The sequence below is a fragment of the Pseudomonas sp. P4_C3 genome (genome assembly GCF_056402075.1).
In genome coordinates this window covers 108,416-122,292 of sequence record NZ_JBFUIC010000002.1, presented here as the reverse complement: position 1 = coordinate 122,292, position 13,877 = coordinate 108,416, and the positions used below count along the sequence as shown (strand labels likewise).

Sequence of the window (13,877 nt, the reverse complement as noted above, 5' to 3'; positions counted from 1 at the left end):
GGCCTGTACCGGCGCCATCGCGAGCAAGCTCGCTCCCACAGTGTTTGGCGGTGTTCACAAGATTTGTGTTCAACACCGCTCCTTGTGGGAGCGAGCTTGCTCGCGATGAGGCCCTGAAGAACACTGCAAAACTCAGATCCTCCAGAAAGGCTTCAGCCCCTCCTCCCGCGCCTGCTCCCGCGTCAGCCCGATATCCTTGAGCTGGTCAGCCGTCAGGGCCAGCAACGCCTTGCGCGTGTGCAGCCGACGCCAGAACTGATCCCAACGACTCTGGTCGGACAACACATTGTGCATGCCCGCCTCCCGCGTGCCGTTGTTCTGCCCGGTCACCAGTTCCTGACTGTGTAACGTCAGCCGCACATCGCTCAAACCGTTCATCTTGGATGCTCCTGTTTACTTGGGTAGCCAGAGGCTCCATGATGCGTGGGCGCGCAAAAGCATTACAGATTCAAAACAGCTGTATTAACTCCATACAGTTTTGCCGATTCCACCACTGAATCCCGATTTTTCGCTCGATCTGTGCTGGTTAACCAAATCACCCCTATCGAGGCTGCACCATGACCCTTTACGTCAACCTCGCCGAGTTGCTCGGCACACGTATCGAACAGGGCTTCTATCGCCCCGGTGACCGGCTGCCCTCGGTACGGGCGCTGAGCGTCGAGCACGGCGTCAGCCTGAGCACGGTGCAGCAGGCCTACCGGGTGCTGGAAGACAGCGGGCTGGCCATGCCACGGCCCAAGTCCGGGTACTTCGTTCCTGCCAGTCGCGAATTGCCGGATTTGCCAGCGGTCGGTCGCCCGGCCCAGCGCCCGGTGGACATCTCTCAATGGGATCAGGTGCTGGAATTGATCCGCGCCGTGCCGCGCAAAGACGTGGTGCAACTGGGCCGCGGCATGCCGGACATCACCACTCCGACCATGAAACCGCTGCTGCGCGACCTGGCGCGAATCAGCCGGCGGCAGGACATGCCTGGCCTGTATTACGACAACATCCACGGCAACCTCGAACTGCGCGAACAGATCGCTCGCCTGATGCTCGATTCCGGCTGCCAGTTGAGCGCCAGTGATCTGGTGGTCACCACGGGTTGCCACGAAGCGCTGTCCACCAGCATTCGGGCGATCTGCGAACCCGGCGACATTGTCGCGGTGGACTCGCCGAGCTTTCACGGCGCGATGCAGACCCTCAAGGGCCTGGGCATGAAAGCCCTGGAAATCCCCACCGATCCGCTGACCGGCATCAGTCTCGAAGCGCTGGAACTGGCCCTGGAGCAGTGGCCGATCAAGGTCATACAGTTGACCCCCAACTGCAACAACCCGTTGGGCTACATCATGCCGGAGTCGCGTAAACGCGCGTTACTGACGCTTGCCCAGCGCTATGACGTGGCGATCATCGAGGACGATGTGTATGGCGAACTGGCCTACACCTACCCGCGTCCACGCACGATCAAGTCCTTCGACGAGGACGGTCGGGTCCTGTTGTGCAGTTCGTTTTCCAAGACCCTGGCCCCGGGCCTGCGCATCGGTTGGGTCGCGCCCGGCCGCTATCTGGAACGGGTGCTGCACATGAAATACATCAGCACCGGTTCCACTGCCCCACAACCGCAGATCGCCATCGCCGAATTCCTTAAAGATGGCCATTTCGAACCGCATTTGCGGCGGATGCGCACGCAATACCATCGCAATCGCGACCTGATGATCGATTGGGTAAGCCGCTACTTCCCGGCCGGCACCCGTGCCAGTCGTCCGCAAGGCAGCTTCATGCTGTGGGTGGAGCTACCGGACAGCTTCGACACCCTGAAACTGAATCGTGCATTGCACGACCAGGGCGTACAGATTGCCGTGGGCAGCATCTTTTCCGCCTCGGGCAAGTACCGCAATTGCCTGCGCATGAACTACGCTGCCAAACCAACACCGCAGATCGAAGACGCGGTGCGCAAGGTCGGTGCGACAGCGATCAAACTGCTGGCGGAAACCGATCAGCTCAGTGACTGACTTTTCTTCGGGAATCAGCGTCCATATGCCTATGTGCGCCGCCAAACGGAACGATCCTACGTGAGAGCCAGACAACCCCTGCTTGCTCTTTTGCTGCTCGCCACGTTCCTGGGCGGTTGCTCCAGCTTCGACGCTCAGCGTGTGCCGAGCCAGGCGTTGCCGGCTTCAGACTCCGCATTCGGTCGCTCGGTCCAGGCACAGGCTGCACCTTACAAGGGGCAATCGGGCTTTCGCCTGCTGTCAGACAGCACCGAGGCCTTCACCGCCCGCGCCGAACTGATCCGTAACGCCCAAAGCAGCCTCGACTTGCAGTACTACATCGTGCATGACGGCATCAGCACGCGCATGTTGATCGAGGAGTTGCTCAAGGCCGCCGACCGGGGCGTGCGGGTGCGGGTACTGCTCGACGACACCGCCAGCGACGGCCTGGACCGCGTCATCGCCACCCTCGCCGCGCATCCGAAAATCCAGATCCGCGTGTTCAATCCGCTGAATCTTGGCCGCAGCACCGGCGTGACCCGTACCGTGGGCCGGCTGTTCAATCTGTCGCAACAACATCGACGCATGCACAACAAGCTGTTGCTGGCGGACAACAGCATGGCCATCGTCGGCGGACGCAATCTGGGGGATGAGTATTACGATGCCAAGCCCAACATGAATTTCACTGACATCGACATGCTCGGTGTCGGCCCCGTCGCCGAGCAACTCGGGCACAGTTTCGACCAGTACTGGAACAGCGCCCTGAGTAAACCGATCGACGAATTCCTGTCGAGCAAACCCACACCCCATGACCTGGAAAACACTCGCGCCCGACTGGAAGAGTCCCTGGCGGAAACGCGCAAACAGAATCACACGCTCTACAAACACCTGATGACCTTCACCACCCACCCACGCCTGGACATCTGGCGCCGCGAACTGATCTGGGCCTGGAACCAGGCATTGTGGGATGCGCCGAGCAAGGTACTGGCCAAGGGCGAACCCGATCCGCAGTTGCTGCTGACCACGCAACTCGCACCTGAACTCAATAACGTCAGCAAAGAGCTGATCATGATCTCGGCCTACTTTGTGCCCGGCCAGCCGGGACTGGTGTACCTGACCGGGCGCGCCGATGCCGGCGTTTCCGTGAGCTTGCTGACCAATTCACTGGAAGCCACGGACGTTCCCGCTGTACACGGTGGTTACGCGCCCTATCGCAGGGCACTGCTGGAGCACGGCGTGAAGCTGTACGAATTGCGTCGCCAACCCGGCGAGGGAGGCGACAGCGGTAGCGGGCGGTATCTTTTTTCCAGCAACGCCTATCACGGCTCTGAATCCAGCCTGCACAGCAAGGCGATGATCTTCGACCAGCAGAAGTCCTTTATCGGCTCGTTCAATTTCGATCCGCGCTCGGTACTGTGGAACACCGAAGTCGGCGTGCTGGTGGACAGTCCGGAGTTGGCCGCACGGGTCCACGAACTGGCACTGCAGGGTATGGCGCCGGCCCTGAGTTATCAGGTGGAGCTGGAAAACGGTCAGATCGTCTGGACCACCGAAGACGACGGAAAAATGCACACCCTGACCAAGGAGCCAGGGAGTTGGTGGCGGCGATTCAATGCGTGGCTGAGCAATACGGTTGGGCTGGAGAAGATGTTGTAGAACCCTCAAAAGATCTTTTGAGCTATGCCGGTTGCGCGGTACCAAACGCCCCTTGCCGCGACACCACGATCAATACGCCCAAGGCCCCCACCGCCATCAGCAACGGCAACGCATGACCGCTGATCCACTGGCTGCCGGCGCCCGCCAGCAGCGGCCCGATCAGACAACCAATCCCCCACAGCTGGGCGATATGGGCGTTAGCCCGCACCAGTGCATCGTCGCGATAACGTTCGCCGATCAGGATCAACGACAAGGTGAATAACCCGCCAGCGCTGGCGCCGAACAACACCCACAGTGGCCAGATCAGCAGCGTGTCGATCAGCATCGGAATCGCCAGACTCGACAGCAGCAAGACGACTGCGCAGCCGGTAAACAATGCACGGCGTGACAAGCGATCGGCCAACGCACCAATCGGCAATTGCAGCACTGCATCGCCGACCACCACCGTACTGACCATCGCCAGGGCGATCTCCGTGGTGAAGCCCTGGCGCAGGCAATAGACCGGCAACAGCGTCAGAATCATCGCCTCGAACGCGGCGAACAGCGACACCGCCCAGGCAATCGCCGGCAGGCCACGGCAGAACTCAAGCAAATCACGCAAGGTCACGCTGCTGGCCTCGCTGCTCGGCGCACCACTGCGCCCCAGCAACAGAAATGGAGCCGCCATCAGCAAACCGACGCCGACCCAAAAACCATAATTGTGCTCGGTGCCAAGGAAGCCCAACAACACCGGCCCGGCCAGCTGACTCAGTGCGTAGCTGCTGCCATACAGCGCCACCAACCGCCCGCGCCATTGCTCGACCACCAGTTGGTTGATCCAGCTTTCACCGATGATGAATACGAGGGTCAGGATCACCCCGATCATCAGGCGCAACACCAACCAGATCGGATAGCTCGGCAACAGCGCCAGCAAACCGATCGAAACCGCCCCGGCCCACAGGCACAGGCGCATCAGATTGGCCGTGCCGAAACGCGCCGCCAGATGGCTGGAGATTTTCGCCCCCAACAGGACACCGATGGCCGGCATCGCCGCCATCACACCAATGGCAAACGAGCCGTAGCCCCAGCTTTCCAGGCGAAACGACACCAGCGGCATGCTGACCCCCAGGGCCAGGCCGACACTCAGGACAGATGCCAAAACGGCGAAATACGTCGCCCAACGCATGTTCCACGCTCCTGTGGATATTTTTATGTACAACACAAAACACTGTGGGAGCGAGCTTGCTCGCGATAGCGGTACAACATTCAACATTGAAGTCGACTGTTACACCGCTATCGCGAGCAAGCTCGCTCCCACAGGGGATCTGCGTCGCTCAGGACGCCCGACTTAACCATCGAGCTCCCTCACTGACTTACAACTTGATCCAGGTCGCCTTCAGCTCGGTGTACTTGTCGAACGCGTGCAGGGACTTGTCGCGACCATTGCCGGACTGCTTGAAGCCACCGAACGGAGCGGTCATGTCGCCGCCATCGTACTGGTTGACCCACACGCTACCGGCACGCAGTGCGCGGGCGGTGAGGTGAGCCTTGGAAATGTCGGCCGTCCAGACCGCAGCGGCCAGGCCATATGGTGTGTCGTTGGCAATGGCGATGGCTTCTTCTGCGCTGTCGAATGCGATGACCGACAGTACCGGGCCGAAGATTTCTTCCTGGGCGATTTTCATCGCGTTGCTCACACCGTCGAAAATCGTCGGCTCAACGTAAGTGCCGCCCGTTTCCTGGAGCGTACGCTTGCCACCGGCCACCAGCTTGGCGCCGTCGGCATGACCGGACTCGATGTAAGACAGCACGGTGTTCATCTGCTGGGTATCAACCAGCGCACCAACGTTGGTCGCCGGGTCCAGCGGGTTGCCCGGCTTCCAGGTTTTCAGCGCTTCGATCACCAGCGGCAGGAATTTATCCTTGATCGAACGCTCCACCAGCAGGCGCGAACCGGCGGTGCAAACTTCGCCCTGGTTAAAGGCGATGGCACCGGCAGCCGCTTCGGCAGCGTCTTGCAGGTTCGGCGCATCGGCGAACACGATGTTCGGGCTCTTGCCGCCTGCTTCGAGCCAGACGCGCTTCATGTTCGACTCGCCGGAGTAGATCAACAGCTGCTTGGCGATCTTGGTCGAACCGGTGAACACCAGGGTGTCGACGTCGTTGTGCAGGGCCAGGGCCTTGCCGACGGTGTGACCGTAACCCGGCAACACGTTCAGAACGCCTTTCGGGATGCCGGCTTCGACAGCCAGCTCAGCGATGCGAATCGCCGTCAGCGGCGATTTTTCCGACGGCTTGAGGATCACCGAGTTACCGGTGGACAGCGCCGGGCCCAGTTTCCAGCACGCCATCATCAGCGGGAAGTTCCACGGCACGATGGCGCCGACCACGCCAACGGGCTCACGAGTCACCAGGCCCAGTTGATCGTGCGGGGTTGCAGCGACTTCGTCGTAGATCTTGTCGATGGCTTCGCCGCTCCAGCTCAGGGCTTGCGCCGCGCCGGGAACGTCGATGTACAGGGAGTCGCTGATCGGCTTGCCCATGTCCAGGGTTTCAAGCAGGGCCAGCTCTTCGGCGTGCTGCTTGAGCAGGCCGGCGAAACGGATCATGGTGGATTTGCGCTTGGTCGGCGCCAGGCGCGACCAGACACCGGAATTGAAGGTGGCGCGGGCGTTTTCCACGGCGCGCTGGGCGWCGGCGGCGTCACAGCTGGCAATCTTGCCCAGCAGACGGCCATCGACCGGGCTGATGCACTCGAAAGTCTCGCCGGAGACGGCGTCGGTGTATTCGCCATTGATATAGGCGCGGCCTTCGATTTTCAGGTCGCGGGCACGTTGTTCCCAGTCGGCACGGGTCAGGGTGGTCATGCGAGTGTCCTCCTCTTATTGATACGACACCCGCGTTCTTCGCGGGCGCTGTCAGGAATTCTGCCCGGCCAGCCTGCTTATCGGCCCAAGGCATCCACCACCCTAAACCAGCCGCCCATAAAGTTTCAATATATTTGACATAACGCCGGCAAATGGCCTTGCGATGTTCATTTTAATAAACATAGACTTTGGGCTGACCAACCACTCGCGCCGTAATCACGGAGGGATAACAACAATGAACATCCAGAACGTCGTCGACTTCAGCCAGGCTACCACCGCCGCCGAACGCTACCGTCCGGACCCGACCAAAGTGCTCAAGGGCGACCCGGAGCAAGCGGTTTACAACCACTACAATAGCCCTTGTGGTCAGTTGAACGCCGGTGTGTGGGAAGGTGCCGTCGGCCAGTGGACGGTGAACTTCACCGAACACGAATACTGCGAAATCGTTCAGGGTGTTTCGGTGCTGCGCGACAGCGACGGCAACGCCAAGACCTTGCGCGCCGGAGACCGCTTCGTCATTCCGGCCGGGTTCAAAGGCACCTGGGAAGTGCTGGAGCCATGCCGCAAGATCTATGTGGCGTTTGAACAGAAGGCTTGAAGATTTCAGGTGTTTGAGCCGGCGAAGAGCCCCTGAAAGCCGACACAAAAACCCTCAGGCAACAAAAAAGGCCCGTATCTCGCGATACGGGCCTTTTTTGTAAGAGGGAAAAATCAATTACTTGATTTTGCCTTCTTTGTAGATCACGTGCTTGCGAACAACCGGATCATATTTCTTGATCTCGATTTTGTCCGGGGTAGTACGCTTGTTCTTGTCGGTAGTGTAGAAGTGACCAGTACCGGCGCTCGAAATCAAACGAATCAATTCACGCATGATTAGCTCCCTTAAACCTTGCCATCGCGGCGAAGTTCGGCCAGCACGACAGTGATGCCACGCTTGTCGATGATACGCATGCCTTTGGCAGATACGCGCAGACGCACAAAACGTTTCTCTTCTTCAACCCAGAAGCGGTGATGCTGCAGGTTCGGCAGGAAACGACGACGGGTTTTGTTGTTTGCGTGGGAAATGTTATTCCCGGTTACCGGACCCTTACCGGTAACTTGACATACTCTAGACATGCCTCAGCCCTCTAAAACCACATGCCCAACCCGGCATGGGTTGGCCGCTTAATCTCTCAGTCATTTGGCGCCAGGCGCCGCGTTTCTTTAGAGGTCTTACCGGCTACACCTACAGTGAAGGAACCGGGCCCCTAGAAAAGAGCRCTGCTTTATACCAGAAAGACTGGAGAGCAACAACATTCGGTGTGCGTTGAATTCACAAAAACCCCGTTTTTCGGACTCCGAGCGCCTTGGACAAAGGCTATCGTCGATGGCGACCGCTCGTCGCAGAGTATCGCTAACCGAGCCAACCAGAGAGTTTGCTCAGCCGTGGCACAGCAAATTCAGTCGCCTATAGTCCCCTTAAAATGAAAAAGGGGATAGTCATTTGCAAAAGAGCCCACTAGGGTAAGCCTTTTCCAGACTGCACTTGCAGATGGGCCTTCGACCTGAAAAGGAAGCCGACCATGCGCCTTGCTGCCCTACCGCTGTTGTTCGCCCCGCTTCTGCTGAGCCCACAGGCCTTTGCCGCCGCCCTGAGCGTCTGCACCGAGGCCAGCCCTGAAGGGTTCGACGTGGTGCAGTACAACTCGCTGACCACCACCAACGCCTCGGCCGATGTGCTGATGAACAGCCTGGTGGACTTCGACACGGCCAGTGGCAAAGTGGTCGCCAGCCTCGCCGACAGCTGGGAAGTCAGCCCCGACGGCCTGACCTACGTCTTCAAGTTGCACCCGCAGGTGAAATTCCATCGCACCGAGTACTTCACCCCGACACGTGACCTGAACGCCGAAGACGTGATTTTCAGCTTCGACCGCATGCTCGACCCGGCCAATGTGTGGCACAAAGTCGCCCAGAGCGGCTTCCCGCATGCGCAATCGATGCAGTTGCCTGCACTGATCAAGAAAATCGACGCCCTTGACCCACAAACCGTGCGCTTCACCCTCGACCACCCGGATTCGACCTTCCTGGCGACCCTGACCATGGGCTTCGCCTCGATCTATTCGGCCGAGTACGCCGACAAACTGATGAAGGCCGGCACGCCTGAGAAGCTCAACAGCCAGCCGATCGGCACGGGGCCGTTCGTATTCACGCGCTTCCAGAAGGACGCCTCGGTTCGCTACAAAGCCAACCCCGAATACTTCGGCGGCAAACCCTCTGTAGATCCGCTGATCTTCGCCATCACGCCGGATGCCAACGTGCGCCTGCAGAAATTGCGCCGTAACGAATGCCAGATCGCCCTGTCGCCCAAGCCTCTGGACGTACAGGAAGCGCTGAAAGAGCCGACCCTGAAAGTCGAAAAGACTGACGCGTTCATGACCGCATTCGTCGGCATCAACAGCCAGCACCCGCCGCTGGACAAGCCAGAGGTGCGTCAGGCCATCAACCTTGCCTTCGACAAGGCCAGCTATGTCAAAGCCGTGTTCGAGGATACTGCCGAGGCGGCCAACGGTCCGTACCCGCCCAACACCTGGAGCTACGCGAAAAACCTGCCGGGCTACCCTCACGACATCGAAAAGGCCAAAGCCTTGATGGCCAAGGCCGGGCTCAAGGACGGCTTCCAGACCACCATCTGGACCCGCCCTTCCGGCAGCCTGCTCAACCCCAACCCGAGCCTAGGTGCGCAACTGCTGCAGTCCGATCTGGCCGAAATCGGCATTCAGGCAGAAATACGCGTGATCGAATGGGGCGAGTTGATCCGCCGCGCCAAGGCCGGTGAACACGACTTGCTGTTCATGGGGTGGGCTGGCGACAACGGTGACCCGGACAACTTCCTCACGCCGCAGTTTTCCTGCGCTGCGGTCAAATCCGGGACCAACTTCGCCCGTTACTGCAACCAGGATCTGGACAAGCTGATCAGCGCCGGCAAGACCACTGGCGAGCAAGGTGTGCGTAGCAAACTCTACGAACAGGCGCAGGCGCAGATCCAGCAACAGGCGTTGTGGCTGCCCCTGGCCCACCCGACTGCTTTCGCGCTGACGCGCAAGGATGTCGAGGGGTACTCGGTCAGCCCGTTTGGGCGGCAGGATTATTCGAAGGTAAACCTCAAATAATCTGACACAACACAAAACCTGTGGGAGCGAGCTTGCTCGCGATAGCGGACTTTCAGGCAACATCAATGCTGAATGTGCCGACGCCATCGCGAGCAAGCTCGCTCCCACAGGGTTCTGCATTCCCCCACCAGATCTACATCCACCCATACTCAGCCATCGACAACGGATCGCCGTCGCCGATGATGAAATGGTCAAGCACCCGCACGTCAATCAACTCCAGCGCCTTTTGCAGGCGCTTGGTCAGCACCCGGTCGGACTGACTAGGGTCGGTGTTACCCGAAGGATGGTTGTGGCAGAGGATCAATGCCGCTGCGTTGTTGGCCAAGGCGCGTTTGACCACCTCTCGCGGATGAACACTGGTGTTGTCGATGGAGCCGCGAAACAGCGTCTCAAACGTCAGCACCTGATGCTTGGAATCGAGAAACAGGCAGCCAAATACCTCGTGTGGCTCGTGTCGCAGCATCGATTTCAGGTACTCACGAACCGCGTGAGGATTCTCCAGTGCCGATTTTTGGCGCGCACGCTCGGCCAGATGACGCCTGCTCATTTCTTGCGCAGCCTGCAACTGTGCAAATTTCGCCGGCCCAAGCCCCAACTGCTTGCTGAACGTTTCCTGATCGGCCTCAAGCAGCAATCGCAGGCTGCCAAACTGATTCAACAGGTGTCGCGCCAAATCCACTGCACTTTTACCCACCACGCCCGTGCGTAAAAAGATCGCCAGCAGTTCGGCATCCGAAAGGCTTCCCGCGCCCTGTTCAAGCAACCTCTCCCGCGGCCGTTCCGCCGCCGGCCAATCGCGAATACTCATAGCACCTCCCTGTCTGTGGGCGCCGCTGTTCCGTAGCGGTCGCTGTGATATCGTAGCCCATCTTTTTTGCGGGCGAATTCACCCTGGGGAGGGGGTTTCGCCACGTAAGTCACCAACGAATTGAAAGGCAGGCCTATGCAGCGGCTGTATCGGAAACGCATTGTTCTGGGCGTCGGCGGCGGTATCGCCGCCTACAAGAGCGCCGACCTGGTTCGCCGCCTGATCGACCAGGGCGCCGAAGTGCGCGTGGTCATGACCCGTGGCGGCGCAGAGTTCATCACCCCACTGACCATGCAGGCCCTGTCCGGGCACCCGGTCCACCTGGACCTGCTGGACCCGGCGGCCGAAGCGGCCATGGGCCACATCGAGCTGGCAAAATGGGCCGACCTGGTGCTGATCGCCCCCGCCACTGCGGACCTGATCGCCCGTCTGGCCCAAGGCATTGCCGACGACCTGCTGACCACGCTGGTGCTGGCCACCGACGCAGTGGTCGCCGTTGCACCGGCAATGAACCAGGCCATGTGGCGCGACCCGGCGACCCAGGCCAACCTGCAAACCCTCGAAAGCCGCGACATCAAGGTCTTCGGCCCAGCCTCCGGCAGCCAGGCCTGCGGCGACGTCGGGCTGGGGCGCATGCTCGAAGCCCTTGAACTGGCCCAGTGCGCCGCCGACTGCTTTCAGCGTCAGGCCCTGACCGGTAAACACGTGCTGATCACGGCCGGTCCGACCCAGGAAAACATCGACCCGGTGCGTTACATCACCAACCATAGTTCCGGGAAAATGGGCTTTGCCCTGGCCGAAGCCGCCGTGGAAGCCGGTGCCCGTGTGACCCTGATCACCGGTCCCGTGCATCTGCCGACCCCGGATCGCGTCACCCGCATCGATGTAGTCAGCGCCCGCGACATGCTCGCTGCCTGCGAAGCGGCGATCCCTTGCGACCTGTTCATCGCCTCGGCAGCCGTTGCGGACTACCGCCCGGAAGTCGTTGCCCCACAGAAACTCAAGAAAGACCCTACGAACGGCGACGGCTTGTTGCTACAGATGGTGCGTAACCCGGACATCCTGGCCACCATCGCCACCCGCCCCGACCGCCCGTTCAGTGTCGGTTTCGCCGCCGAGACCGAACACCTGCTCGATTACGCTGCGCGCAAGCTGAAAGACAAGAACCTCGATTTGATCGTCGCCAACGACGTCGCCAACCCGAGCATTGGCTTCAACAGCGAAGAAAACGCCTGCAGCGTGATCGACCGTGAGCTACACGCCACACTCTTCGCCCAGACCAGCAAGAGCAAGATTGCTCGCCAGCTGATCACTTTTATCGCCGAACGTCTGAACCAGGTTTAATTTACATGCACGCTTTGCAAGCCAAGATCCTCGACCCCCGCATCGGTACCGAATTCCCGCTGCCGCAATACGCCACACCGGGCTCCGCCGGCCTCGACCTGCGCGCCATGCTGGAACAGGACACCGTGATCAAGCCGGGTGAAACCGTGCTGATTCCCACCGGCCTGTCGGTCTATATCGGTGACCCGAACCTGGCGGCGCTGATTCTGCCGCGCTCGGGAATGGGCCATAAGCACGGCATCGTACTGGGCAATCTGGTCGGCCTGATCGACTCCGACTACCAAGGCCCATTGATGGTCTCCTGCTGGAACCGTGGCCAGACCGAATTCACCATGCCGGTCGGCGAGCGCCTGGCGCAACTGGTGCTGGTGCCGGTGGTGCAGGCTCACTTCGAGATGGTTGAAGAGTTTGTTGAAACCGAGCGCGGCACTGGCGGTTTCGGCCATACCGGTACTCGCTGATCCGGTCACGCTCTTCTTGTGGTGGAGGAACGGACTCCCTCGCCACAAAATTCAAATTGTCATCTGCAAGGTTTAGCTCCGAAAATCAAGGCATTGCCCGGTCAAACCCTTGTCGTCAGGCGCGTCATGGCCCTTTCATACCACGAACTCTCTGTGAAAAACGCCGTCATACCCTTCAGTTTGAACCTGCCGCCGAATGAATCGGCGGCCTGTCCAGCCACTTTCGAGATGGAGCATTTCCACAGATGAACACCCCGGCCAAAGTCGCACCCAAGTTCCCTGACAGCATCTTCCGCGCCTATGACATTCGCGGCACCGTTCCGGAATTCCTGAACGCTGAAACCGCTTACTGGATCGGCCGCGCCGTCGGCTCCCAAAGCCTGGCCCAGGGCGAGCCAAACGTTTCCGTCGGTCGCGATGGCCGCTTGTCCGGCCCGGAACTGGTCGCACAACTGATCAAAGGCATCGCTGACAGCGGCTGCCACGTCAGTGATGTCGGCCTGGTCCCGACTCCGGCGCTCTACTACGCCGCCAACGTACTGGCCGGCAAATCCGGCGTGATGCTTACCGGCAGCCACAACCCGTCGAACTACAACGGCTTCAAGATCGTCATTGCCGGCGACACCTTGGCCAACGAACAGATCCAGGCCCTGCATGACCGCCTCAAGACCAACAACCTGAGCAGCGGCCAGGGCAGCATCACCCAGGTCGAGATCCTTGACCGCTACACCACCGAAATCGTCCAGGACATCAAGCTGGCCCGTCGCCTGAAAGTGGTCGTCGACTGCGGCAACGGCGCGGCCGGCGTGATCGCCCCGCAGCTGATCGAAGCGCTGAACTGCGAAGTCATCCCGCTGTTTTGCGAAGTCGACGGGAATTTCCCCAACCACCACCCGGACCCGGGCAAGCCTGAAAACCTCGTGGACCTGATCAACAAGGTCAAGGAAACCAAGGCCGATATCGGCCTGGCCTTCGACGGCGATGGCGACCGCGTCGGCGTGGTGACCAACACCGGCAGCATCGTTTACCCGGACCGCCTGCTGATGCTGTTCGCCCGCGACGTCGTGGCGCGCAACCCGGGCGCCGAGATCATCTTCGACGTCAAATGCACCCGCCGCCTGATACCGCTGATCAAGGAATAYGGTGGCCGGTCGTTAATGTGGAAGACCGGTCACTCGTTGATCAAAAAGAAAATGAAACAATCCGGCGCCCTGTTGGCCGGCGAAATGAGCGGGCACATCTTCTTCAAGGAGCGCTGGTTCGGTTTCGACGACGGCATTTACAGCGCCGCGCGCTTGCTGGAGATCCTCAGCAAGGAAAAATCCTCGGCCGAAGAGCTGTTCGCGACCTTCCCGAACGATATTTCTACGCCGGAAATCAATATCCATGTGACCGAAGAGAGCAAATTCAGCATCATTGATGCATTGCACGATGCGCAGTGGGGCGAAGGCGCTGACCTGACCACCATTGACGGCGTGCGAGTCGACTATGCCAAAGGCTGGGGCCTGGTACGCGCATCCAACACCACACCGGTGCTGGTGCTGCGTTTCGAGGCCGATGACGAGGCTGAACTGCAACGCATCAAGGATGTGTTCCACATCCAGCTCAAGCGCGTTGCACCTGATCTCCAACTACCGTTCTGA

12 protein-coding genes and 1 pseudogene are annotated in these 13,877 nt (G+C 60.1%); 7 read left to right on the top strand and 6 right to left on the bottom strand.

What is annotated here, in order from left to right:
- Window positions 1-132 precede the first annotated feature (132 nt).
- On the bottom strand, window positions 133-378 hold the full coding sequence (locus AC1DVH_RS01040) for a DUF1127 domain-containing protein (RefSeq protein WP_477752272.1): 246 nt from the start codon (window positions 376-378) through the stop codon (window positions 133-135).
- 179 nt (window positions 379-557) lie between these two features.
- On the opposite strand from AC1DVH_RS01040, the gene AC1DVH_RS01035 reads away from it, so the two are divergent.
- Together AC1DVH_RS01035 and AC1DVH_RS01030 are read left to right on the top strand one after the other, a co-directional pair.
- Window positions 558-1,991: an aminotransferase-like domain-containing protein gene (locus tag AC1DVH_RS01035; RefSeq protein WP_477752271.1), complete on the top strand. Its 1,434-nt coding sequence runs from the start codon at window positions 558-560 to the stop codon at window positions 1,989-1,991.
- A gap of 60 nt (window positions 1,992-2,051) precedes the next feature.
- Entirely contained in the window at window positions 2,052-3,626 is a 1,575-nt protein-coding gene (locus AC1DVH_RS01030) for a phospholipase D-like domain-containing protein (RefSeq protein WP_477752270.1), read from the top strand.
- 22 nt (window positions 3,627-3,648) lie between these two features.
- On the opposite strand, the gene AC1DVH_RS01025 is transcribed toward AC1DVH_RS01030, so the two are convergent.
- Window positions 3,649-4,791: an MFS transporter gene (locus tag AC1DVH_RS01025; RefSeq protein WP_477752269.1), complete on the bottom strand. Its 1,143-nt coding sequence runs from the start codon at window positions 4,789-4,791 to the stop codon at window positions 3,649-3,651.
- 187 nt (window positions 4,792-4,978) lie between these two features.
- The gene (locus tag AC1DVH_RS01020) at window positions 4,979-6,472 is read right to left on the bottom strand and encodes an aldehyde dehydrogenase (RefSeq protein ID WP_477752268.1); all 1,494 of its coding nucleotides are present in this window, start codon (window positions 6,470-6,472) and stop codon (window positions 4,979-4,981) included.
- 235 nt (window positions 6,473-6,707) lie between these two features.
- On the opposite strand from AC1DVH_RS01020, the gene AC1DVH_RS01015 reads away from it, so the two are divergent.
- Entirely contained in the window at window positions 6,708-7,070 is a 363-nt protein-coding gene (locus tag AC1DVH_RS01015) for a cupin domain-containing protein (protein WP_108217231.1), read from the top strand.
- Between the two features lie 117 nt (window positions 7,071-7,187).
- Here the strand turns inward: AC1DVH_RS01015 and rpmG are convergent, their stop codons facing one another.
- Together rpmG and rpmB are read right to left on the bottom strand one after the other, a co-directional pair.
- Window positions 7,188-7,343: a 50S ribosomal protein L33 gene (rpmG, locus tag AC1DVH_RS01010; RefSeq protein WP_003177274.1), complete on the bottom strand. Its 156-nt coding sequence runs from the start codon at window positions 7,341-7,343 to the stop codon at window positions 7,188-7,190.
- Between the two features lie 11 nt (window positions 7,344-7,354).
- Entirely contained in the window at window positions 7,355-7,588 is a 234-nt protein-coding gene (gene rpmB / locus AC1DVH_RS01005) for a 50S ribosomal protein L28 (protein ID WP_007975166.1), read from the bottom strand.
- Between the two features lie 446 nt (window positions 7,589-8,034).
- Between rpmB and AC1DVH_RS01000 the strand changes: the two genes are divergently transcribed.
- The gene (locus AC1DVH_RS01000) at window positions 8,035-9,621 is read left to right on the top strand and encodes an ABC transporter substrate-binding protein (RefSeq protein WP_477752267.1); all 1,587 of its coding nucleotides are present in this window, start codon (window positions 8,035-8,037) and stop codon (window positions 9,619-9,621) included.
- 133 nt (window positions 9,622-9,754) lie between these two features.
- On the opposite strand, the gene radC is transcribed toward AC1DVH_RS01000, so the two are convergent.
- Window positions 9,755-10,429: a RadC family protein gene (gene radC, locus AC1DVH_RS00995; RefSeq protein ID WP_218431783.1), complete on the bottom strand. Its 675-nt coding sequence runs from the start codon at window positions 10,427-10,429 to the stop codon at window positions 9,755-9,757.
- A 135-nt stretch (window positions 10,430-10,564) separates the two neighbouring features.
- On the opposite strand from radC, the gene coaBC reads away from it, so the two are divergent.
- The 3 genes and pseudogenes from coaBC to AC1DVH_RS00980 all read left to right on the top strand — a co-directional run.
- Window positions 10,565-11,773, top strand: coding sequence for a bifunctional phosphopantothenoylcysteine decarboxylase/phosphopantothenate--cysteine ligase CoaBC (coaBC, locus tag AC1DVH_RS00990; RefSeq protein WP_102700099.1), 1,209 nt, complete (start codon window positions 10,565-10,567; stop codon window positions 11,771-11,773).
- A 5-nt stretch (window positions 11,774-11,778) separates the two neighbouring features.
- Entirely contained in the window at window positions 11,779-12,234 is a 456-nt protein-coding gene (dut, locus tag AC1DVH_RS00985) for a dUTP diphosphatase (RefSeq protein ID WP_007975171.1), read from the top strand.
- A gap of 266 nt (window positions 12,235-12,500) precedes the next feature.
- Window positions 12,501-13,877 (top strand): annotated as a pseudogene (locus AC1DVH_RS00980) (phosphomannomutase/phosphoglucomutase); the annotation flags it as partial.

What these genes read in the sequence shown, in the direction of transcription:
- AC1DVH_RS01025 (WP_477752269.1), bottom strand. Translation starts at nt 4,791, where the DNA reads ATGCGTTGGGCGACGTATTTCGCCGTTTTGGCATCTGTCCTGAGTGTC.
- dut (WP_007975171.1), top strand. Translation starts at nt 11,779, where the DNA reads ATGCACGCTTTGCAAGCCAAGATCCTCGACCCCCGCATCGGTACCGAA.
- AC1DVH_RS01000 (WP_477752267.1), top strand. Translation starts at nt 8,035, where the DNA reads ATGCGCCTTGCTGCCCTACCGCTGTTGTTCGCCCCGCTTCTGCTGAGC.
- radC (WP_218431783.1), bottom strand. Translation starts at nt 10,429, where the DNA reads ATGAGTATTCGCGATTGGCCGGCGGCGGAACGGCCGCGGGAGAGGTTG.
- AC1DVH_RS01015 (WP_108217231.1), top strand. Translation starts at nt 6,708, where the DNA reads ATGAACATCCAGAACGTCGTCGACTTCAGCCAGGCTACCACCGCCGCC.
- rpmB (WP_007975166.1), bottom strand. Translation starts at nt 7,588, where the DNA reads ATGTCTAGAGTATGTCAAGTTACCGGTAAGGGTCCGGTAACCGGGAAT.
- coaBC (WP_102700099.1), top strand. Translation starts at nt 10,565, where the DNA reads ATGCAGCGGCTGTATCGGAAACGCATTGTTCTGGGCGTCGGCGGCGGT.
- AC1DVH_RS01035 (WP_477752271.1), top strand. Translation starts at nt 558, where the DNA reads ATGACCCTTTACGTCAACCTCGCCGAGTTGCTCGGCACACGTATCGAA.
- rpmG (WP_003177274.1), bottom strand. Translation starts at nt 7,343, where the DNA reads ATGCGTGAATTGATTCGTTTGATTTCGAGCGCCGGTACTGGTCACTTC.
- AC1DVH_RS01040 (WP_477752272.1), bottom strand. Translation starts at nt 378, where the DNA reads ATGAACGGTTTGAGCGATGTGCGGCTGACGTTACACAGTCAGGAACTG.